This is a genomic window from Pseudomonas sp. HN2, from assembly GCF_020736465.1.
Taxonomy (GTDB): Bacteria; Pseudomonadota; Gammaproteobacteria; order Pseudomonadales; family Pseudomonadaceae; genus Aquipseudomonas; species Aquipseudomonas moraviensis_A.
On record NZ_CP085885.1, the window covers coordinates 4,791,145 to 4,812,420 of the forward strand.

Annotated in this window: 23 protein-coding genes; 14 read left to right on the forward strand and 9 right to left on the reverse strand. The window is 59.4% G+C overall.

Going from position 1 to position 21,276, the window contains the following annotated elements; translation table 11 throughout:
- Window positions 1-7 precede the first annotated feature (7 nt).
- Window positions 8-733, reverse strand: a complete 726-nt coding sequence (locus LIS66_RS21165; protein WP_227972981.1) for a HugZ family protein — start codon at window positions 731-733, stop codon at window positions 8-10.
- A gap of 164 nt (window positions 734-897) precedes the next feature.
- Here LIS66_RS21165 and LIS66_RS21170 point away from each other — a divergent pair, with 164 nt between their 5' ends.
- Window positions 898-1,656, forward strand: a complete 759-nt coding sequence (locus LIS66_RS21170) for an SDR family oxidoreductase (RefSeq protein WP_065616672.1) — start codon at window positions 898-900, stop codon at window positions 1,654-1,656.
- Between the two features lie 131 nt (window positions 1,657-1,787).
- On the opposite strand, the gene apbC is transcribed toward LIS66_RS21170, so the two are convergent.
- Window positions 1,788-2,882, reverse strand: coding sequence for an iron-sulfur cluster carrier protein ApbC (gene apbC / locus LIS66_RS21175; RefSeq protein ID WP_064365081.1), 1,095 nt, complete (start codon window positions 2,880-2,882; stop codon window positions 1,788-1,790).
- Window positions 2,883-3,034: 152 nt separating this feature from the next.
- Between apbC and metG the strand changes: the two genes are divergently transcribed.
- From metG to LIS66_RS21215, 8 genes are all read left to right on the forward strand, one after another.
- Window positions 3,035-5,086, forward strand: a complete 2,052-nt coding sequence (gene metG / locus LIS66_RS21180; RefSeq protein WP_227972982.1) for a methionine--tRNA ligase — start codon at window positions 3,035-3,037, stop codon at window positions 5,084-5,086.
- Between the two features lie 113 nt (window positions 5,087-5,199).
- Window positions 5,200-5,769 carry an electron transport complex protein RnfA gene (locus tag LIS66_RS21185; protein WP_227972983.1) on the forward strand — a complete coding sequence of 190 codons (570 nt, stop codon included), beginning with the start codon at window positions 5,200-5,202 and terminating at the stop codon, window positions 5,767-5,769.
- Window positions 5,766-6,770, forward strand: a complete 1,005-nt coding sequence (rsxB, locus tag LIS66_RS21190; protein WP_227972984.1) for an electron transport complex subunit RsxB — start codon at window positions 5,766-5,768, stop codon at window positions 6,768-6,770. The genes LIS66_RS21185 and rsxB overlap by 4 nt, the downstream gene beginning before the upstream one ends.
- Window positions 6,757-7,740 carry an RnfABCDGE type electron transport complex subunit D gene (locus LIS66_RS21195; RefSeq protein WP_227972985.1) on the forward strand — a complete coding sequence of 328 codons (984 nt, stop codon included), beginning with the start codon at window positions 6,757-6,759 and terminating at the stop codon, window positions 7,738-7,740. The genes rsxB and LIS66_RS21195 overlap by 14 nt, the downstream gene beginning before the upstream one ends.
- Window positions 7,737-8,342, forward strand: coding sequence for an RnfABCDGE type electron transport complex subunit G (locus tag LIS66_RS21200; protein WP_123418824.1), 606 nt, complete (start codon window positions 7,737-7,739; stop codon window positions 8,340-8,342). Before LIS66_RS21195 ends, LIS66_RS21200 begins: the two co-directional genes overlap by 4 nt.
- Complete coding sequence (locus LIS66_RS21205) at window positions 8,339-8,911, forward strand: Rnf-Nqr domain containing protein (RefSeq protein WP_227972986.1); 573 nt, start codon at window positions 8,339-8,341, stop codon at window positions 8,909-8,911. The genes LIS66_RS21200 and LIS66_RS21205 overlap by 4 nt, the downstream gene beginning before the upstream one ends.
- Window positions 8,908-9,546, forward strand: coding sequence for an endonuclease III (gene nth / locus LIS66_RS21210; RefSeq protein ID WP_016773410.1), 639 nt, complete (start codon window positions 8,908-8,910; stop codon window positions 9,544-9,546). The genes LIS66_RS21205 and nth overlap by 4 nt, the downstream gene beginning before the upstream one ends.
- A 107-nt stretch (window positions 9,547-9,653) precedes the next feature.
- Complete coding sequence (locus tag LIS66_RS21215) at window positions 9,654-9,830, forward strand: PA3496 family putative envelope integrity protein (protein ID WP_042607363.1); 177 nt, start codon at window positions 9,654-9,656, stop codon at window positions 9,828-9,830.
- An 88-nt stretch (window positions 9,831-9,918) separates the two neighbouring features.
- Here the strand turns inward: LIS66_RS21215 and LIS66_RS21220 are convergent, their stop codons facing one another.
- The gene (locus LIS66_RS21220) at window positions 9,919-10,545 is read right to left on the reverse strand and encodes a response regulator transcription factor (RefSeq protein ID WP_042607364.1); all 627 of its coding nucleotides are present in this window, start codon (window positions 10,543-10,545) and stop codon (window positions 9,919-9,921) included.
- Window positions 10,546-11,008: 463 nt separating this feature from the next.
- Between LIS66_RS21220 and LIS66_RS21225 the strand changes: the two genes are divergently transcribed.
- Window positions 11,009-11,722 carry a hypothetical protein gene (locus LIS66_RS21225; RefSeq protein ID WP_042607365.1) on the forward strand — a complete coding sequence of 238 codons (714 nt, stop codon included), beginning with the start codon at window positions 11,009-11,011 and terminating at the stop codon, window positions 11,720-11,722.
- 122 nt (window positions 11,723-11,844) lie between these two features.
- Here the strand turns inward: LIS66_RS21225 and LIS66_RS21230 are convergent, their stop codons facing one another.
- On the reverse strand, window positions 11,845-13,062 hold the full coding sequence (locus LIS66_RS21230) for an argininosuccinate synthase (protein WP_011335737.1): 1,218 nt from the start codon (window positions 13,060-13,062) through the stop codon (window positions 11,845-11,847).
- Between the two features lie 129 nt (window positions 13,063-13,191).
- Window positions 13,192-14,106, reverse strand: a complete 915-nt coding sequence (locus LIS66_RS21235; protein WP_064365091.1) for a flagellar protein MotY — start codon at window positions 14,104-14,106, stop codon at window positions 13,192-13,194.
- 160 nt (window positions 14,107-14,266) lie between these two features.
- Between LIS66_RS21235 and pyrC the strand changes: the two genes are divergently transcribed.
- Window positions 14,267-15,313, forward strand: coding sequence for a dihydroorotase (pyrC, locus tag LIS66_RS21240; RefSeq protein WP_227972987.1), 1,047 nt, complete (start codon window positions 14,267-14,269; stop codon window positions 15,311-15,313).
- A complete protein-coding gene (gene rnt, locus LIS66_RS21245; protein ID WP_016773404.1) occupies window positions 15,310-15,987 on the forward strand; it encodes a ribonuclease T in 678 nt (225 codons plus the stop codon). The genes pyrC and rnt overlap by 4 nt, the downstream gene beginning before the upstream one ends.
- A gap of 74 nt (window positions 15,988-16,061) precedes the next feature.
- On the opposite strand, the gene LIS66_RS21250 is transcribed toward rnt, so the two are convergent.
- Window positions 16,062-16,664, reverse strand: coding sequence for a peroxiredoxin (locus LIS66_RS21250; RefSeq protein WP_042607367.1), 603 nt, complete (start codon window positions 16,662-16,664; stop codon window positions 16,062-16,064).
- A 312-nt stretch (window positions 16,665-16,976) separates the two neighbouring features.
- Between LIS66_RS21250 and LIS66_RS21255 the strand changes: the two genes are divergently transcribed.
- Both LIS66_RS21255 and bfr read left to right on the forward strand, forming a co-directional pair.
- A complete protein-coding gene (locus LIS66_RS21255) occupies window positions 16,977-17,195 on the forward strand; it encodes a bacterioferritin-associated ferredoxin (RefSeq protein WP_003227725.1) in 219 nt (72 codons plus the stop codon).
- Window positions 17,196-17,396: 201 nt separating this feature from the next.
- Complete coding sequence (bfr, locus tag LIS66_RS21260) at window positions 17,397-17,870, forward strand: bacterioferritin (protein ID WP_042607368.1); 474 nt, start codon at window positions 17,397-17,399, stop codon at window positions 17,868-17,870.
- A gap of 200 nt (window positions 17,871-18,070) precedes the next feature.
- On the opposite strand, the gene grxD is transcribed toward bfr, so the two are convergent.
- The 3 genes from grxD to LIS66_RS21275 form a co-directional block, all read right to left on the reverse strand.
- On the reverse strand, window positions 18,071-18,412 hold the full coding sequence (grxD, locus tag LIS66_RS21265; RefSeq protein WP_016773402.1) for a Grx4 family monothiol glutaredoxin: 342 nt from the start codon (window positions 18,410-18,412) through the stop codon (window positions 18,071-18,073).
- Between the two features lie 97 nt (window positions 18,413-18,509).
- Window positions 18,510-20,615 (reverse strand): molybdopterin oxidoreductase family protein, encoded by a 2,106-nt coding sequence (locus tag LIS66_RS21270; RefSeq protein WP_227972988.1) that lies wholly within the window; start codon window positions 20,613-20,615, stop codon window positions 18,510-18,512.
- Between the two features lie 135 nt (window positions 20,616-20,750).
- On the reverse strand, window positions 20,751-21,041 hold the full coding sequence (locus LIS66_RS21275) for a hypothetical protein (protein ID WP_042607370.1): 291 nt from the start codon (window positions 21,039-21,041) through the stop codon (window positions 20,751-20,753).
- Window positions 21,042-21,276 lie beyond the last annotated feature (235 nt).

The window sequence follows — 21,276 nt, forward strand, 5'->3', positions numbered from 1 at the left end:
TTCAACCTTAAGAATCCGGTTTTTTTGGCCAGACCTCGGCGTGAGCCAATGAAAGCAAGGCCTCGCGCACTTGTGTCGGCGTATTACATGGCGCCGCGAAGGGTAACCAGTACAGCGCCTGACCGATGCGCAGGTGCATGCCTTCGCTGTCGATGCCGGCCAGTTGCGCCGGCTCGCTGTTCGGCAGCCCCGCCAGCGCGACGTAATGGGCGATGGCTTTAGCGTGGTCGCTGTTCTTGTGCTCGACCATGCTGATTTCCGCCTTGCCGGCGAACGGGTTGGCCAGGGTCAGATGGTCGACCCAGTGGATCGCGCCAAACCCGCCGATGTAGCGATGGCGCACCGGATCGAGCACCCAGAAATCGAAATCATGAGCCTGGTGATAGTTCTGCGAGTCGGGGAAATAGCGGTAATAACGTTCGGTGGCGGCCTCGATGGCTGCCGGGTCCTCGAGCTTCTGCGCTTGCGCCAGATAGGTCAGACGCCCGACCGCCTGCACATCGTCGGCCTCGCGCTCGCCCACCAGCATCGAGCACTTCGGATCCTTCTGCAGGTTGTGGGTGTGCTGGGCGATGCGGCTGATCAGAATCAGCGGCCGGCCCTGCTCGTCCAGGCAATACGGCACAACCGAGCCGAAGGGAAAACCGGGCATCGATCTGGAATGGGTCGACAGCACTCCACGGTATTCCTTGAGAAGCAATTCTCGGGCATTCTTCGCCACTTCAGCGCTCAATTTGTGACTCCTTGAATGGGTTCCGTCTAGAAAACGGACAGGCGCGCAGCGAAAAGTAACCGGCGCGCATCGGGCAAATGTTCTAGTGCAACCAGGCCCGGACCGGTGCCGATCGAGCGTTGCCGACAACAAAAACAACTCAGACCTGCCAGCGGGACATGCGAATGCAACTCAACGACAAAGTAATCATTATCACCGGCGGTTGCCAGGGTTTGGGCCGCTCCATGGCCGAGTATTTCGCCGGCAAGGGCGCGAAACTGGCCCTGGTCGATCTGAATCAGGAAAAACTCGACGACGCCGTGGCCGCCTGCAAAGCCAAGGGTGTCGACGCGCGCAGCTACCTGTGCAACGTCGCCAATGAAGAACAGGTCGAGCACATGGTCGCGCAAGTGGCCGAAGACTTCGGCGCCATCCACGGCTTGATCAACAACGCCGGGATCCTGCGCGATGGTCTGCTGCTGAAGGTCAAGGACGGCGAGATGAGCAAGATGAGCCTCGCCCAGTGGCAGGCGGTGATCGACGTCAACCTGACCGGCGTGTTCCTCTGCACCCGTGAAGTCGCGGCGAAAATGGTCGAGCTGAAGAACAGCGGCGCGATCATCAATATTTCGTCGATCTCCCGCGCGGGTAACGTCGGCCAGACCAACTACTCGGCAGCCAAGGCTGGCGTAGCGGCGGCGACCGTGACCTGGGCAAAAGAGCTGGCGCGTTACGGCATTCGCGTCGCGGGCATTGCGCCGGGCTTCATCGAAACCGAGATGACCCTGGGCATGAAGCCGGAAGCGCTGGAGAAGATGACCTCGGGTATTCCGCTCAAGCGCATGGGCAAGCCGGAAGAGATCGCCCATTCGGCGGCGTATATCTTCGAGAACGACTATTACACCGGGCGGATTCTGGAGATGGATGGCGGGTTGCGTATCTAAGTCCCACCACAAAACCACTGTAGGAGTGAGCCTGCTCGCGATAGCGGATTAACATTCAACAGATGCGTTGAATGAACGACCGCAATCGCGAGCAGGCTCACTCCTACAGGTATATCGGTGTTGCGAATTGATCAATCGTCGCTGATGGTGATGTTCGGCATCGCCGGCGTAACGGCTTCCTGCAACACAATGCGCGCGCCGACGTGGCGGGCCAGTTCCTGATAGACCATGGCGATCTGGCTGTCCGGCTCGGCGATCACGGTTGGCTTGCCGCCGTCGGCCTGTTCGCGGATCAGCATCGACAGCGGCAGCGAGGCCAGCAGTTCGACGCCGTACTGGGTGGCCAGTTTCTCACCGCCACCTTCACCGAACAGATGCTCGGCATGCCCGCAGTTCGAGCAGATGTGCACCGCCATGTTTTCCACCACGCCCAGCACCGGAATGTTGACCTTGCGGAACATTTCCACGCCTTTGCGTGCATCGAGCAGCGCCAGATCCTGCGGCGTGGTGACGATCACCGCGCCCGCCACCGGGACTTTCTGCGCCAGGGTCAGCTGGATGTCGCCGGTGCCTGGTGGCATGTCGATGACCAGGTAATCCAGATCGCCCCACGCAGTCTGCGTGACCAATTGCAGCAGCGCCCCGGAAACCATCGGCCCGCGCCAGACCATCGGCGTGTTGTCGTCGGTCAGGAATGCCATCGACATGACTTCCACACCGTGGGCCTTGAGCGGAACGAACCACTTCTGATCCTTGATTTCCGGGCGGGTGCGCTCGGGGATGCCGAACATGATGCCCTGGCTCGGGCCGTAGATATCGGCGTCGAGGATGCCGACCTTGGCGCCTTCGCGGGCCAGTGCCAGTGCGAGGTTGGCGGCAGTGGTGGATTTGCCCACGCCGCCCTTGCCGGAAGCGACAGCGACGACGTTCTTGACGTTGGCCAGCCCCGGAATCTGCGCCTGGGCCTTGTGCGCGGCGATCACGCTGGTGACCTCGACTTTCGCTGCCGTGACGCCGTCGAGATTTTCGATTGCCAGTTGCAGCATCTGCGCCCAACCGCTCTTGAACAGCCCCGCGGCATAGCCGATTTCCATCTGCACATTGACGCGGTCACCGATGATCTCGATGTTTTTCACGCAACCGGCGCTGAGCGGGTCCTGGTTCAGGTAAGGGTCGGTGTATTGGCTGAGGACGGCTTCCACCGCTGCGCGAGTGACGGCGCTCATGGGCAACTCCGATAACAAGACTGGAAAGGATGGCGGCTATCCTACCCCTTCTGCCCTCCAGACGGCATGCCCGGCAACCATTTGCAGGGGTGAAATATCTTTGCCGGCGCTTTATAGTGGCCGACCTCCGTTTCATCAAGTAGCGAAGCCCCATGTCCGAGCCACGCAAGATCCTCGTCACCAGCGCCCTGCCCTACGCCAACGGTTCGATCCACCTTGGCCACATGCTGGAATACATCCAGACCGATATGTGGGTGCGCTTCCAGAAGCATCGCGGCAACCAATGCATCTATGTCTGCGCCGACGACGCCCACGGTTCGGCGATCATGCTGCGCGCGGAAAAGGAAGGCATCACCCCGGAACAACTGATCGCCAACGTGCAGGCTGAACACAGCGCCGACTTTGCCGACTTCCTGGTTGATTTCGACAACTTCCACTCCACTCACGCCGAAGAAAACCGTGAGCTGTCGAGCCAGATCTACCTCAAGCTGCGTGACGCCGGGCACATCGCCCAGCGCTCGATCACCCAGTATTTCGACCCGGAAAAGAAAATGTTCCTGGCCGACCGCTTCATCAAGGGCACCTGCCCGAAATGCGGCACCGAAGACCAGTATGGCGACAACTGCGAAAAATGCGGCGCGACCTACGCTCCGACCGACCTGAAGGATCCGAAGTCGGCGATCTCCGGCGCCACCCCGGTGCTCAAGGATTCCCAGCACTTCTTCTTCAAGCTGCCGGATTTCCAAGACATGCTCCAGGCCTGGACCCGTAGCGGCACCCTGCAGGACGCCGTGGCGAACAAAATCGCCGAATGGCTGGACGCCGGCCTGCAACAGTGGGACATCTCGCGCGATGCGCCGTACTTCGGCTTCGAGATTCCGGGCGAGCCGGGCAAGTATTTCTACGTCTGGCTGGATGCGCCGATCGGCTACATGGCGAGTTTCAAGAACCTCTGCGACCGTACGCCTGCGCTTGACTTCGACGCGTTCTGGGGCAAGGACTCGACCGCCGAGCTGTATCACTTCATCGGCAAGGACATCGTCAATTTCCACGCGCTGTTCTGGCCAGCGATGCTCGAAGGCGCCGGCTTCCGCAAGCCGACCGGCATCAACGTGCACGGCTACCTGACCGTCAACGGCCAGAAAATGTCGAAGTCGCGCGGCACCTTCATCAAGGCCCGCACCTATCTCGATCACCTGTCGCCGGAATACCTGCGCTATTACTACGCAGCCAAACTGGGCCGTGGCGTCGATGACCTCGACCTGAACCTCGAAGACTTCGTGCAGAAGGTCAACTCCGACCTGGTCGGCAAAGTGGTCAACATCGCCAGCCGTTGCGCCGGTTTCATTCACAAGGGCAACGCTGGCCTGCTGGTCGACAACAATGCCGCGCCGGAACTGACCGAGGCCTTCCTCGCCGCTGCGCCGAGCATTGCCGACGCCTATGAAGCCCGCGACTTCGCCCGTGCCATGCGTGAAACCATGGCCCTGGCCGACCGCGCCAACGCGTGGATCGCCGACAAGGCACCGTGGTCGCTGAACAAGCAGGAAGGCAAGCAGGATGAAGTCCAGGCAATCTGCGCCACCGGCATCAACCTGTTCCGCCAGTTGGTGATCTTCCTCAAACCGGTGCTGCCGCTGCTGGCCGCCGATGCCGAGGCGTTCCTCAACGTCGCGCCGCTGACCTGGAACGACCACACCACCCTGCTGGCCAACCATCAGTTGAACGAATTCAAACCGTTGATGACCCGCATCGACCCGGTAAAAGTGCAAGCCATGACCGACGCCTCGAAAGAAGACCTGACCGCCAGCCAGACCGACACCGGCGAAGCCAAGCCTGCGGGCAACGGCGAGTTGGCCAAGGATCCGCTGTCGCCGGAAATCGATTTCGACGCGTTCGCCGCCATCGACCTGCGCGTCGCGCTGATCGTCAAGGCCGAACACGTGGAGGGCGCCGACAAACTGCTGCGCCTGACCCTCGATATCGGTGACGAGCAACGCAATGTGTTCTCCGGGATCAAGAGCGCTTACCCGGATCCGTCGAAACTCGACGGGCGCCTGACCATGATGATCGCCAACCTCAAGCCACGGAAAATGAAGTTCGGTATTTCCGAGGGCATGATCATGGCTGCAGGTCCCGGCGGTGAAGAGATCTACCTGCTGAGTCCGGACAGCGGCGCCAAGCCGGGTCAGCGCATCAAGTAAGACGTTGCCGTAAAACGATCCCACCGACGTGCCCCGCATGCCGGTGGGATTTTTCATATCTGGCCGGATAGTGCCTAACCTTAAGGATACCCGCCCGTTTCGCTGGCAGAACCATGACCGAACTCGTGTTAACGCTGATCAGTGCTGCGCTGCTCAACAACTTCGTGTTGCACTGGCCGCTGGGCGTCGCTCCGCTGCTGGCGGGTAGCCGACGGCAAGTGCATGCGCTAGGGTTGGCGACGTTGTGCCTGATGATGATCGTCGGCGTCATCGGTCAGGCGATCTGGCAGTGGATGCTGGTGCCACTGCAGCTTGAAGCGCTGCGTCTGTTCGTGTTCCTGCCGCTGAGTGTGTTATTGATCGCGCCGGTGCTGAAACTGCTGGCGCACGGGCTGCCGGATTGGCCCTTCGAGGGTTTGTGGCCACTGTTGCTCGGCAACGCCGGGGTACTCGGACTGGCGCTGATCAATGCGCAAAACGACCACGGCCTGCTGCACGCGACAGCCCTGAGCCTCGGTGCCGGGCTGGGTTTCTGGCTGGTGCTGAGCGTGTTCTGCGACCTGCGTGAACGCACGGCCGCCAACGATATTCCCCTGCCCTTTCGCGGCCTGCCGATCGAGCTGATCAGCGCCGGACTGATCGCAGTGATTTTTCTCGGATTCAGTGGATTGATCAAAACATGAGTCTGATTCAACGCATCGATGCCCTGCTGCCGCAGACCCAATGCGGCAAGTGCGGCCATCCCGGATGCAAACCCTATGCGCAAGGCATCGTTGATGGCGAGCCGATCAACAAATGCCCGCCGGGCGGCGAGGAAACCATCGCTGCCCTCGCCGAGCTGTTGAAAATACCGGTGCTGGAACTGGACATCAGCCGGGGCCCGGCACCGCCGCAGGTGGCGTTCATCCGCGAGGCCGAATGCATCGGCTGCACCAAGTGCATTCAGGCCTGCCCGGTCGATGCCATCGTCGGCGCGGCAAAACTGATGCACACGGTGTTGATCGACGAATGCACCGGTTGTGACCTGTGCGTCGCGCCATGCCCGGTCGATTGCATCGAGATGCATCCTCTGCCTGCGAACACGATCCCGGTGGTTGGCGGTCTCGCATTCGATCTTGATGAACAGCGCGCCCGCGCTGAAAAGCGTGACCATGCGCGCCAGCGTTTCGAGCGCCGCAACCAGCGCCTGCTGCGTGAAGAACAGCAAAAACAGGCCGAACGTGAGGCGCGAGCCCAGCGTGCGGCACAGCCGCAAGTTTCCACCGCCGACCCGGTGCAGGCCGCCCTTGAACGGGTGCGTGCGCAAAAAGCGGCGAACGCTGATGCGGCACTGAAGAAGGCCAAGGTCGATGTGGCGATGAGTCGTGCGCAACTGCACAAATCCTTGAAAGCCTTTGGTCATCCGCCGACGTTCGAGCAGCAGGCGCAATTGATCGTGCTGCAACAACAATTCGAAGCCGCCGAGCAAGCACTGGCAAAGCTGGAAAGCAGTCAACCGGCTACTCTCGTCGTCCCTGCCCCGAGCAACGACGCAGAGTTGAAGCGGGCGAAGATTCAGTTGGCCATGCGCCGCGCCGAATTGAAAAAGGCCCAGGCCGCGGAGGCGGCGCCGGAGCAGATCGCCGCACTGGAACACGCCGTGACCGATGCCGAGCGCCGGGTGCAAGACCATGCCGCCCCTTGAGGCAGCGGACGCTCGCCTGCAACAGGCGATGAATAGCGTGCTGCTCGCAGCTCTGCCGGGGCTGCTTGCTTTGTTCTGGCTGTATGGCTGGGGCGTGTTGATCAACCTGCTGCTGGCGGTTGTCAGCGCTTTGCTCGTCGAGGCTGGCGTTGCCCGTCTGCGTCGGCAAGCGCTGCAACCTGCGTTGCTCGATGGCAGTGCGCTGGTCAGCGCGATGTTGCTGGCCGTTGCGCTGCCCGCTTATTGCCCTTGGTGGCTGACGGTCATCGCAACCGCCTCGGGTTTGTTGTTCGGCAAGCACCTGTATGGCGGCGTCGGCAAGAACCCGTTCAACCCGGCCATGCTTGGCTTTGCCTTGAGCATCGCGCTGTTCCCGCAAGCGATGACGCACTGGCCGGGTCATGGCCTTGATTTCCTTTCAGCGCTGCAACAGGTTTTCAGTCCGGCACCAGCGCCGGACGCCTGGGTGCAGGCCACGGCACTGGACAGCTTGCGCATCAATAAAAGCCTGACCATGGATGAGCTGTTCGCCGGCAATCCGGCCTTGGGCCGTTTTGGCGGGCGCGGTGTGGAGTGGGTGAATCTGGCGTTCCTGCTCGGAGGCCTGTTCCTGTTGCAGCGGCGGGTCTTTTCCTGGCACGCGCCGGTGGGCATGCTTGCCAGTCTGTTCGTCATCAGTCTGTTGTGCTGGAACGGCTCGGGGTCGGATTCCCATGGCTCGCCGCTGTTTCACCTGCTCAGCGGCGCCACGATGCTCGGTGCATTCTTTATCGTCACCGAACCGGTCTCCGGTGCAAAAAGCCCCCTCGCCCGCCTGTTGTTCGGCATCGGCGTCGGCCTGCTGACTTATCTGATTCGCACGTGGGGTGGTTACCCCGACGGCGTCGCGTTCGCGGTATTGCTGATGAATCTTCTGGTACCGGCACTGGAGCGCTTCGCCGCCAGGCGTCAGCCGCCGGTGAGCGCATGAACCGCTCGGCCAGTGTCGTGACGGTTGTGCTGCTCGCACTCGGCGGCGTCAGCGCGACGTACCTGCTGCAACGCAGCAGCGCGCCGCAGATCAGCGCCGAGCAACGCTTGCTCGACAGCCGCAAACTGCTCGATGTGCTCCCTGCCGGGTATTACGACAATCAACCGCTGGAACGGCCGCTAGCCCTCGGCAAGGTGACGTTGCGCCATAGCATTTTGTCGGGCGGCTATCGGGCGATGCGATCCGGACAAACGGTAGCCGTGCTGTTGCGCAGTCGCAGTGAGGGTTACGCAGGCACGCTCGAACTGCTGATCGCCATCGATGCCAACGGCAGACTCCTTGGTGTGAAAACCCTGGAGCAGCGCGAAACGCCGGGATTGGGTGGCTACCTTGGTGAATGGCCGAATGCCTGGCTGCAGCGTTTCACCGGTAAATCTCGCAATGAACCGACAGACCCCGGTTGGGCGCTGAAAAAGGATCAAGGGCAATTCGATCAGATCGCCGGCGCGACCATCACCTCCCGTGCCACCCTCCATGCAATTCATGACGCTCTGCGTTATTTCGATGAGCATCGGGAGCTGCTGCTGGGGGCTGGCCCATGAAACACACGGTGAGTTTATTGATGCTGGTGCCGCTCCTGGGCGCCACACCCACGTTGGACGCGGCGCTGGGGATGACGATGATGCTCGGCGCTGTGCTCGGCGTTTTTGCTGTCTGCATGTCGCCGTTGCGCAGGCGTGTGAAGAGCATGAGCGCGTTGCTGATCAGCCTGATCGTCGCCGCGACATTGACCAGTTGCGCGGATCTCGCCGCGCAACGCTGGTTTTTGCCATGGCAGCAGAAAACCGAGCTCTATATAGGGTTGATCGCCTTGTACTGCGTCGTGCTTGAGTACCACGGCTTCTTCGGCGAGCCCGTCGCTGCCCGCGTCAAACGCTGCGCCCTGTTCGGCGCGCTCATGCTGTTGTTCGGTGGGTTGCGGGAGATTATCGGTCACGGCACCCTTGGCCGAGGACTGGCGGCGCATTGGCAAGGCCTGGTTTTATTCCCCGAGGGGCTGCATCTGATTACGCTGGTTCCCGGCGCTTTTGTTTTACTGGGTTTGCTTCTCGCCGTTCGTCAGGCGTGGACACGCCGCAACTCTGTCACCAAGGAAACGCATCGCCCATGAATGCTGCAAAACGTCTTGAGATATTTCGCCGCCTGCACGAAGACAATCCCGAGCCGAAAACCGAACTGGCCTATTCTTCGCCCTTCGAGTTGCTGATTGCGGTAATTCTTTCGGCGCAGTCCACCGATGTGGGGGTCAACAAGGCCACTGCCAAACTCTTCCCCGTCGCCAACACACCCGCCGCGATTCACGCACTGGGCGTCGAGGGGCTGTCGGAATACATCAAGACGATCGGCCTCTACAACAGCAAGGCGAAAAACGTCATCGAAACCTGTCGCCTGCTGGTAGAACGCCATGGCGGCGAGGTCCCGCAGACCCGTGAGGAACTGGAAGCCTTGCCGGGCGTCGGACGCAAGACTGCCAACGTGGTACTCAACACGGCGTTTCGTCAACTGACCATGGCGGTCGACACGCACATTTTCCGGGTCAGCAACCGCACCGGCATCGCGCCGGGGAAAAACGTTGTGGAAGTTGAAATGAAGTTGATGAAGTTTGTACCGAAAGAATTCCTGCTCGACTCGCACCATTGGCTGATTCTGCACGGCCGTTATGTGTGCCTGGCTCGCAAACCGCGCTGCGGCAGCTGCCGCATCGAAGATCTGTGCGAATACAAACACAAAACTTCCGACGATTGATCCGCCATCAGTTTTTTGCATCCATCGATTGAAAAAATCTTTTTTACCCGCCGCAGTAATGTCGATATAAGGAGCGCCAAAGGCAGTCTTAGCCGGGAGTTGACTTCATGAGTACCGACACAGAGCAACTGGATGTAGAAGAGCTTATTTCCACCGATACCGATGAGGTCGAACCGGTGGTTGAAGTGGCCAAGACCAACCTCAGCAAGCGTCGCACAATCGACAACCTGCTTGAGGAGCGCCGACTGCAAAGGCAATTGGCCGACTACGATTTTGATTTCTGATATCTGAAGGCCTCCCTTGACGGAGGCTTTTCATTTTATGCGGCAACTGAGCTTGATCGGCCCATGACGGTCTCAGCTGTCGAATCGTTCAGACCAGGCCATTGCGCTGCGCCAGCTCGATCAGATCAACCAGAGAGCGGGCATTGAGTTTCAGTAACAGGCGAGTCTTGTAAGTGCTCACTGTCTTGTTGCTCAGAAACATGCCATCGGCGATTTCCTTGTTGGTCTTGCCGCGCGCCAACTGTTGCAACACCATCATTTCCCGACCGGACAGGCGATCGACCATGTCCGCTTCACTCGCATTGCCCAGACTGGTTCGCACGGTGTGCAGGGCCTGGTTGGGAAAGTAACTGTATCCCGAGAGCACTGCTTTGATTGCACTCAGCAATTCGGTCAGATCCTGTTGCTTGCACACATAACCTGCTGCACCCGATTGCATGCAACGCATTGAAAAATGTCCGGGCGCCTGGGAAGTCAGCACCAGAACTTTCAGCGGCATCACGGTGGACGTCAGGCGTGCAATAACTTCCAGCCCGTCGAGTTTGGGTATTCCGATATCCAGAATGACAAGATCCGGCATTTGTTCGCGAGCAATTTGTAGTGCATCAACGCCATTATCCGTTTCTGCAATGACTTCGTAGCCATGCCGTTCCATCAGCATACGTACCGCAAGTCGAATGACGGGGTGGTCATCCACGATCAGCACTTTATTCATGGGCAAGTCCAGTTTTCGCTGTTCGAATTTTTAGAACACGCACGATATCCCAGTCACTTGCTCGATCGCATAACAACTTTTACACGCACTTGCATCGAGAGACATTCCCTACAGGCATTGAGGATAATTCCCACAAATCGAGCCTCGATGCGCTGTTTATTCGGCTAATTCCTTCACCCCGGTGTGAGGATTTTCAATTCCACGGCGACAGCGCCCTACGCCAACCGTTAACGGACTTGTCGACGCCCGCCCTCAGTAGCGGGGAGGCATGGAGCACTGGAACTCTGGCGGTACTAATGCGGCATTCATCATGGAAACATTACGCAGTAGCGCCTGAATCCTTTAGAGCACCCTGTGCTTGAGCGGGAATTTAAAACTTGAAACAACAGCCGCATACTTAAATTCTTGCTTTTGCTATAAATAGAAATACAACCTGCCAAACAACCCTATCGAACTCAAGACAATGCTCAAGATAAAAAAAAAGATAACCAACCCAATGACGGTCATCGCAATATTTGCGATTATTTCGGAAACATCGGCTGCCGTCTCACTGCCATTCCTTGACAATAAGGATCGGGAAATCTACGTCTGGTTTCTGATCAGTTTTCCCTTCTACTTGTTGTTTCTTTTTTTTATTACCCTCAACTTCAACCACCGCTCGCTCTACTCACCCTCGGATTTTGGCAAAGACAAAAGCTTTTTAAGGGCAACAGAGCAGCATGAGCGCGTCAACAAACGAAACGGACCGCCGCACGAGACAGGCGCACCGTGCGCTTTCGAAATAACCAGCAGCATCGTGTCGGGTAAAACGGCTGATGGCAGATTTCAACGGCCATGCCGAATTCACAATTCACCAGATCCGCCAGCCGATATGGGCGACCCACCCAGTCCGGTTGTACAGACCATCAAGTTGTCGCCCTTGATCAGCGAACTGAACATCATCGACACGAGGGATATTGATGCATCGAGGGAATTCGATGCGATTCTCGAGACTTTGCGCAGAACCGATAAAAAAAACCCGCGAGTGCTGGTGTTTTTGTCCAACCATGTGTCGGACTCGCTGGCTCACACCGCATTGCAGCAGATCCGGCAAGCGAAGAAAGGCTCAGGTGCGACGCTGTGTATCGTTTACAACCTGTGCTCACAGACAGTCACGTTGTTGGGAAGAACAAGCTGACAGATGAGTCATGCGCCGCACGCGCACAGACGAGAGACCAGCCTGATGAATCAGACAAAAATTCCAAAAAAAAGGCGGCCCCGAACAGGCCGCCTTTTTTATTGCGCGTCGTTCTGAATCAATCAGAACAACTTGCGGCCCTTGTTGGCAGCAATGCGCATGCGCAAGGCGTTGAGCTTGATGAAGCCCGCCGCGTCCGCCTGGTTGTAGGCGCCGCCGTCTTCTTCGAAGGTCGCGATATTGGCGTCGAACAGCGAATCGTCGGACTTGCGCCCGGTGACGATCACGTTGCCTTTATACAGTTTGAGGCGCACCACACCGTTCACGTTGACCTGCGAAGCGTCGATCATCTGCTGCAGCATCAGACGCTCAGGGCTCCACCAGTAGCCGGTGTAGATCAGGCTGGCGTACTTCGGCATCAACTCGTCTTTGAGGTGAGCGACTTCGCGGTCCAGAGTGATCGATTCGATGGCGCGGTGAGCACGCAGCATGATGGTGCCGCCCGGGGTCTCGTAGCAGCCACGGGACTTCATGCCCACGTAACGGTTTTCGACGATGTCCAGACGACCGATGCCGTGTTCGCCGCCGATCCTGTTCAGCGTCGCCAGTACGGTGGCCGGGGTCATTTCGACGCCGTCCAGCGCGACGATATCGCCGTTGCGGTAGGTCAGTTCCAGATATTGCGGGGTGTCGGGAGCCTTCTCCGGGGAGACTGTCCAGCGCCACATGTCTTCTTCGTGCTCGGTCCAGGTATCTTCCAGTACGCCGCCTTCGTAAGAAATGTGCAGCAGGTTGGCGTCCATCGAGTACGGGGATTTTTTCTTGCCGTGGCGTTCGATCGGGATCGCGTGCTTCTCGGCGTAGTCCATCAGCTTCTCGCGGGACAACAGGTCCCACTCGCGCCATGGCGCAATCACTTTAACGCCTGGCTTGAGCGCGTAGGCGCCCAGTTCGAAACGCACCTGGTCGTTGCCCTTGCCGGTGGCGCCGTGGGAAATGGCGTCGGCGCCGGTTTCGTTGGCGATTTCGATCAGACGCTTGGCGATCAGCGGACGGGCGATGGATGTGCCCAGCAGGTACTCGCCTTCGTAAACGGTGTTGGCGCGGAACATCGGGAACACGAAATCACGCACGAATTCTTCGCGCAGGTCGTCGATGTAGATTTCTTTGACGCCCATGGCCTGAGCCTTGGCGCGGGCCGGCTCGACCTCTTCGCCTTGACCGAGATCGGCGGTGAATGTCACCACTTCACAGTTATAAGTATCCTGCAGCCACTTGAGGATCACCGAAGTGTCCAGGCCGCCGGAATACGCCAGAACGACCTTGTTTACGTCCGCCATGCCATCACTCCACGGGGTTCTACGGAAAGCCGGGGAGTCTACCGCTCAAACGCGATAATTTACAGAGGCGCGACAGCTTAAGACGACAAAGCGACAGAATCTGTCGAGAGCGCGACGATGACCGGCGAGTCAGGAAGTCGTTGCGGCGGTGGCTGGCGTACTCGCTTGCGGTGCTGGCGCAGGGGCTGTGGTCGGTGCCACACGCGACAATTTCACGTTGACCCGACGATTCTTCGCACGATTGGCCTTACTGGTGTTCGGCACGATCGGATACTGCTCGCCGTGGAAACGCACGGTGATCTGCGATTCCTGGATGCCGTTGGCCTTGAAGAAATCAACCACCGCCAGCGCCCGGCGGCGCGACAGTTCGCGGTTGGTCAGGCGATTGCCGCTGTTGTCGGAATGGCCATCGAGTTCGATGTGGTTCACCGTCGGATCGGCCTTCATGTAATCGAGCATCACCTGCAGTTTGGCCTTGGCAGCCGGGTCCAGATCAACGCCTTCGCCGGGGAAGCCGATCTGCGACTGTTTGATCTGGTCGAAATTCTGCGGCAGCAGCTTCGCTACACAGGTCTGGTAATCGTTGAACGCCTTGCTGAATTTCACCGGCAACAGACGCACTTCGGAGACGCGGCCATCGCCAGAAGCACGGCGTACCACCGGGCTGCGGCCGTCCAGCAGGCCGCTGATCAATCCACCGGCCTGCGATTGCGAGCTGTTGAACAACACGTTGCCACTGCCCAGGCGCACAGAGCCCAGGTTGATGTCGCCACGCCCCGGCTGCCACGGTGCAGCCGCCGCGAGCAAGGTTGCCGAACCGCCGCCAAGCATGGCGTTGTAGGCGTTCAGACGAAAGATCGCCTGCTCACCGGCCTTGCGCACGAACTCGCCCGAGCCGAAATCGGTGATCGGCTGGGTCAGGCGGCATTCGAACTGGTCGCCGGCGACCGTCCACTCAATGTTCTCCAGACGGGTCTGGTAGGTCAGCGCCATCGCGGGGAGGCTGGCAAACACACTGAGCAGGGCTAAATAACGCTGGCGCACGGGAGGCTCCATTGGCTTGTGAAACACAAACACCGATTCACACAATGTTTACGGCATACCTTCGGGATATCGGACGCTCGTGGCAAAACTTGATAGCGGGTGCCTGCAAGAGTCTTTTCCGGTAGCATTCGCCTCAGTTTGACCCGCCTGGAATCCCCTCATGTCCGACCGCCTGACCCTGCTGCGTCCCGACGACTGGCACATCCATCTTCGCGATGGTGCCGTGTTGACCAATACCGTTGCCGATGTGGCCCGCACCTTCGGGCGCGCGATCATCATGCCGAACCTGGTACCGCCGGTGCGCAACGCCGCCGAAGCCGACGGCTATCGTCAGCGCATTCTCGCTGCCCGCCCGGCCGGCAGTCAGTTCGAACCGTTGATGGTGCTGTACCTCACCGACCGCACCCAACCGGAAGAAATTCATCAGGCCAAGGCCAGCGGTTTCGTGTACGCCGCCAAGCTTTACCCGGCCGGCGCCACCACCAACTCCGATTCCGGCGTAACCAGTATCGACAAGATCTTCCCGGCGCTGGAAGCCATGGCCGAAGTCGGCATGCCGCTGTTGATCCACGGTGAAGTCACCCGTGGCGATGTCGATGTGTTCGATCGCGAAAAGATCTTCATCGATGAGCACATGCGCCGCGTGGTCGAGCGCTTCCCGACGCTGAAAGTGGTGTTCGAACACATCACCACCGGCGACGCCGTGCAGTTCGTCAACGAGGCCTCGGCCAATGTTGGCGCGACCATCACCGCGCATCACCTGCTGTACAACCGCAACCACATGCTGGTAGGCGGGATTCGGCCGCACTTCTACTGCCTGCCGATCCTCAAGCGCAACACCCATCAGGAAGCCTTGCTCGACGCCGCCACCAGCGGCAGCGCCAAGTTCTTCCTCGGCACCGACTCGGCGCCCCACGCCCAGCACGCCAAGGAAGCCGCTTGCGGCTGCGCCGGTTGCTACACCGCCTACGCCGCCATCGAGATGTACGCCGAAGCGTTCGAACAACGTAACGCGCTGGACAAGCTCGAAGCCTTCGCCAGCCTCAACGGCCCGCGCTTCTACGGCCTGCCGGCGAATACCGATCGCATCACCCTGGTCCGCGAAGAATGGACCGCCCCGACCAGCCTGCCATTTGGCGAGCTGACCGTTATCCCGCTGCGCGCCGGTGAAAAACTGCGCTGGCGCCTGCTGGAGGAACACGCGTGAGTGAAGACAATTTTGACGATGAGCTGGACGGTCAAGGTGGCGGCGGCGGTTCCCGTCACCCGATGGCAGCACGTTTTCGCGGCTACCTGCCGGTTGTCGTCGACGTAGAAACCGGTGGCTTCAACGCAGCCACCGACGCCCTGCTGGAGATTGCCGCGACCACCATCGCCATGGATGAAAAGGGTTTCGTGTACCCGGATCACACCTACTTCTTCCGCGTCGAGCCATTCGAAGGTGCGAACGTTGAAGCGGCAGCGCTGGAGTTCACCGGAATCAAGCTTGATCACCCGCTGCGCATGGCCGTCAGCGAGGAAACCGCGCTGACCGACATCTTCCGTGGCATCCGCAAGGCGCTGAAAGCCAACGGCTGCAAACGGGCGATTCTGGTCGGGCACAACAGCAGCTTCGATCTGGGCTTTCTCAACGCGGCAGTCGCGCGGCTGGACATGAAGCGCAACCCGTTCCACCCGTTCTCCAGCTTCGACACCGCGACCCTGGCGGGTCTGGCATACGGTCAAACCGTGCTGGCGAAAGCCTGTCAGGCGGCTGGCATCGATTTCGACGGTCGTGAAGCGCACTCGGCGCGCTACGACACCGAAAAGACCGCCGAGCTGTTCTGCGGCATCGTCAATCGCTGGAAGCAGATGGGCGGATGGGAAGACTTCGACGACTGATCCTCGGCGAACAAATCCCGCGCATGAAAAAACCGGCCACTTGGGCCGGTTTTTTTGTACCTCGACGTTGCGCCTTACAGGGCAGCAGCGTTCTCGGTCAGGTAAGCCGCAACGCCTTCTGGCGAAGCGTTCATGCCTTTGTCGCCTTTCTTCCAGTTGGCCGGGCAGACTTCGCCGTGCTCTTCGTGGAATTGCAGAGCGTCGACCAGACGGATCAGCTCTTCCATGTTACGGCCCAGCGGCAGGTCGTTGATGATCTGCGAACGGACAATGCCTTTGTCGTCGATCAGGAACGCGCCACGGAAAGCCACGCCGCCTTCGGACTCAACATCGTAGGCCTTGGCGATGTCGTGCTTCATGTCGGCAGCCATGGTGTATTTCACCTGGCCGATGCCGCCATTGTTCACTGGAGTGTTGCGCCAGGCGTTGTGGGTGAAGTGCGAGTCGATCGACACAGCGATCACTTCCACGTTGCGTGCCTTGAAGTCAGCCATGCGGTTGTCCAGAGCGATCAGCTCGGACGGGCAGACGAAGGTGAAGTCCAGTGGGTAGAAGAACACCAGGCCGTATTTGCCTTTGATGGCCGAGGACAGGGTGAAGCTGTCAACGATCTCGCCATTGCCGAGTACGGCCGGGACGGTGAAGTCTGGGGCTTGTTTGCCTACGAGTACGCTCATTGATATCTCCTGGTGTAAAAACTTGAAGTTCAGGGTCCGGGCCAGCCTGTCACCCTCAGGCGACAGCCCTGTGACACGAACCCTCTTCGCAAGGGACGACCATCATACACTGCGTATTTCGCCTGTCCGTAACGGATTTTCCCTGTTCGGTTATCCACCGCGTATTCATTGGGTAAAGCGAGCGCCTGGAAAATACCGTTCGTCAGGCGCAGGCAAATTGGCTGGGAAGCGTTCCGAAAGCACTTTGACAATCATTCTCGTTAACATTAAGATCCATCGCAATTGAGTCACAACCAGCGACGGTTCTTACTTATGTATGTTTGCCTCTGCACTGGCGTCACCGACGGACAGATCCGCGAAGCGATCTATGAAGGTTGCTGCAGCTATAAAGAAGTTCGCCAGGCCACCGGCGTCGCCAGCCAGTGCGGCAAATGCGCTTGCCTTGCCAAGGAAGTGGTGCGCGAAACCCTGACCAAGCTGCAAACCGCCCAGGCAGCGATCCCCTACCCGGTAGAATTTACTGCTGCGTAATGGCCCCCTTTTCAAAGAACCGGACTTCGCGTCCGGTTTTTTTATGCCTGAAAATCAATTGCTTAGCGTCCAGACGCGGAACACAAACATTCTTATTCCGATTAATTTTCATTTATTATTCAACAACTTAGGTTTGACACTTATAAATACCGAGCTCAAACTCCGCCTTATATACGGTTAATACAGGGCAGGACTCCGATCATGAAAGGCGACATTACAGTCATCCAGCATCTCAACAAGATCCTTGCCAATGAGCTGGTCGCGATCAATCAGTACTTCCTGCATGCGCGCATGTACGAAGATTGGGGTCTGAACAAGCTTGGCAAGCACGAATACAAAGAATCCATCGATGAGATGAAGCACGCGGACAAGCTGATCAAGCGCATCCTGTTCCTTGAAGGCCTGCCGAACGTGCAGGACCTTGGCAAGCTGCACATCGGCGAACACACCCGCGAAATGCTCGAATGCGACCTGCGCATCGAAAAGACCGGCCACGCTGACCTGAAAGCCGCCATCGCGCATTGCGAAACCGTTGGCGACTTCGGCAGCCGTGAACTGCTCGAAGACATCCTCGAGTCGGAAGAAGAACACATCGACTGGCTGGAAACCCAGCTCGGCCTGATCGACAAGATCGGTCTGGAAAACTATCTGCAATCGCAGATGGGCGAAGAATGATGTGACACTCGTCGAATCGAGACACTAAAAAAGCCCCGCCCTCTTTGGAGGTGCGGGGCTTTTTTATGCCTGGTGCGATGCAGGCAACACCACAAATCACTTGTAGGAGTGAGCCTGCTCGCGATGGCGGTGTGTCAGTCGATAGTTCAATACCTGACAGAACGCTATCGCGAGCAGGCTCACTCCTACATTGAAGCGAATCAGGCTTCGGACTTGTTCGCCGCTGCCGCTTCGACAGCCGCCTTGATGGTGCTTTGCAGCGAACCGTCTGCTGCCATCTCGGTCATGATGTCGCTGCCGCCGACCAGCTCACCGCCGACCCACAGTTGCGGGAAAGTCGGCCAGTTGGCGTATTTAGGCAGGTTGGCGCGGATTTCCGGGTTCTGCAGGATGTCCACGTAAGCGAACTTTTCACCACATGCCATCACAGCCTGCGCCGCTTTTGCGGAGAAGCCGCACTGCGGGGCATTCGGCGAGCCTTTCATGTAAAGCAGAATGGTGTTGTTGGCAATCTGCTCTTTAATCGTTTCGATGATATCCATGGAGCACCTCGGCTGAACTTTCCGACTCAGAGGTCGGCACGGTGGCGCATTGTAACGGAATCCCGAGCGCCATGCTCGGTCTCCCCGACAGACCCGCTCAAGCCGCCGCCACCGTCACCGGTACGCCATTCAATGCCGCGTTGCCCGACAATTCGTCGAGTTGACACTCGTCGGTCAGGTCGTTGGCGCTCGACCCCGGCTGGCTGCTGGCGATCACCATCTGCACGCCCGGGCGCGCGTGGCCCCAACCGTGGGGCAGGCTGACCACGCCTTTCATCATGTCGAGACTGGCGAGCACTTCCACCTCGATCTGCCCGACCCGCGAGCTCACCCGAACCCGTTGCCCGTCGACCAGACCACGGCTGGCCAGATCATCCGGATGCATCAGCAACTGATGCCGCGGCTTGCCTTTCACCAGGCGATGAAAATTGTGCATCCACGAATTGTTGCTGCGCACATGGCGGCGGCCGATCATCAACAACTCATCGGCAGCTGGCGCCCGCAAAGCGGCAAAGCGTGAGAGGTCGGCGAGGATCTCCGGCGGTGCGGCCTGAATATGCTGATTCGGCGTTTTCAGTCGCGTCGCCAGATTCGGCTTCAGCGCCCCCAGATCGATGCCGTGCGGATGATCGAACAGCGTCGCCAGCGACAGCTTGTGCTCGGACGCATCGCCATAGCGGCCCATGCGCAGGCCCATGTCGATCATCTTCGCCGGCGGCATGGTCGGTTTCAGCTCTTTGCCGGTTTTCTCGGCGAACGCCTTGGCCAGCCCGACGAAGATCTCCCAGTCATGCAGCGCGCCCTCGGGCTTGGCGAGGATCGCGCGATTGAAGCGGGTGACATTGCGCACCGCGAACAGGTTGAAGGTAGTGTCGTAATGGTCGTTTTCCAGCGCCGAGGTCGACGGCAGGATCAGGTCGGCATAGCGCGTGGTTTCGTTGATGTACAGGTCGATGCTGAGCATGAATTCCAGGCCATCCAGCGCCTGTTCCAGCTGCCGGCCGTTGGGTGTCGACAACACTGGATTGCCGGCCACGGTGATCAACGCGCGGATCTGGCCCTCGCCGTCGGTGAGCATCTCTTCGGCCAGCGCCGAGACCGGCAACTCACCACCGTATTCAGGCCGCCCGGAAACGCGGCTCTGCCATTTGTTGAAATGCCCGCCCGAGGTCGACGCCACCAGATCCACAGCGGGTTCGGTGCACAGCGCGCCGCCGACGCGGTCGAGATTGCCGGTGACCAGGTTGATCAGTTGCACCACCCAATGGCACAAGGTACCGAAGGCCTGGGTCGAGACGCCCATGCGGCCGTAGCAGACAGCACTCGGTGCGGCAGCGAAGTCGCGCGCCAACTGGCGAATCTGTTCGGCCGGCACGGCGCACAATGGACTCATGGCTTCGGCAGTGAACGACGCCACGGCAGTGCGCACCTCGCCCAGGCCTTCGACCGGCAGATGGCTGTCGCGGGTCAGGCCTTCGCTGAACAGCGTATTGAGCATGCCGAACAACAGCGCCGCGTCGCCGCCCGGGCGGACGAACACATGCTGATCGGCCATCGCTGCGGTTTCGCTGCGCCGCGGATCGACCACCACCACTTTGCCGCCGCGTGCCTGAATAGCCTTCAGGCGTTTCTCGACATCCGGCACGGTCATGATGCTGCCGTTGGAGGCCAGCGGATTGCCGCCAAGAATCAGCATGAAATCGGTGTGGTCGATGTCCGGGATCGGCAACAGCAAACCGTGGCCGTACATCAGGTAGCTGCTGAGGTGATGGGGCAGTTGATCGACTGAAGTGGCCGAGTAGCGATTGCGCGTTTTCAGCAAACCGAGGAAGTAATTGCTGTGGGTCATCAGCCCGTAGTTGTGCACGCTCGGGTTGCCTTGATAAACCGCCACCGCGTTCTGCCCATGACGCTCCTGAATCGCCGCGAGCTTGTCGGCCACCAGCGCAAAGGCTTCGTCCCACTCGATCGGCAGCCATTCATTGCCGACCCGACGCATCGGTTGGCGCAGGCGATCCGGATCATTCTGGATATCCTGCAGGGCCACGGCTTTCGGGCAGATATGCCCGCGACTGAAGGTATCAAGGGCGTCCCCCTTGATCGAGGTGATCGCGACGTTGCCATCGGTTTCTGTGGTTTCGATGGTCAGGCCGCAAATGGCTTCGCACAGGTGGCACGCACGGTGGTGAAGAGTCTTGGTCATGGCCAGTCTCTGTCTTGTTCGGGAGCGGGCAATCACGCCCGCGGGAACAAAACTATGGCCCGTGCACAGAGGCGGCGCCAGCGACGTTCGTCTTGTGAATCGACGGTTATCAGGGCAGCCGATAAACCGCTGCGATCAGTTCGAAGGCAGCTGCGGCGGTGCGGCCAGCTGGATTTCCTGGATGGTTTCGATCTGCTCGTGGGCGACATGCACGCCGGTGAGTTCGCCGATCAATCGCCAGTGTTCGTCGAGCCCGGCGCTGATGGTGGCCATGCGATCGATCATGTGTCGACCGGCGGATTTGACCACTTCGTCTTCACTGCGCAACAACTCGAAAGACATCGAGGTCACCGAGGCGGTGAGATGGGTCAGAGAGCGAGCCGTGTGGCCCAGCAGTTCCATTAACAGTTGTTCTTTCGATTCCATGCGGAGGCTTCCTGCGTCGCTCGAAACTTATTTATAACCCAGCACTTTGCTTTAGCAAATGTTTCAGTCTGAACATCCGACCAAGCGAATCCGTGGCACAGCGAGCGCAAAGCGACCAAAGCCGCGCCGCTGCCGTCGCGGCACATTGCCAAGCGCGGCGGGGCCAGTGTACAAAGAAGCTCGCTGCTGTACTGAACCCGGCTTCACAATGCGCGATCGAAACCCTCGCTCCGCG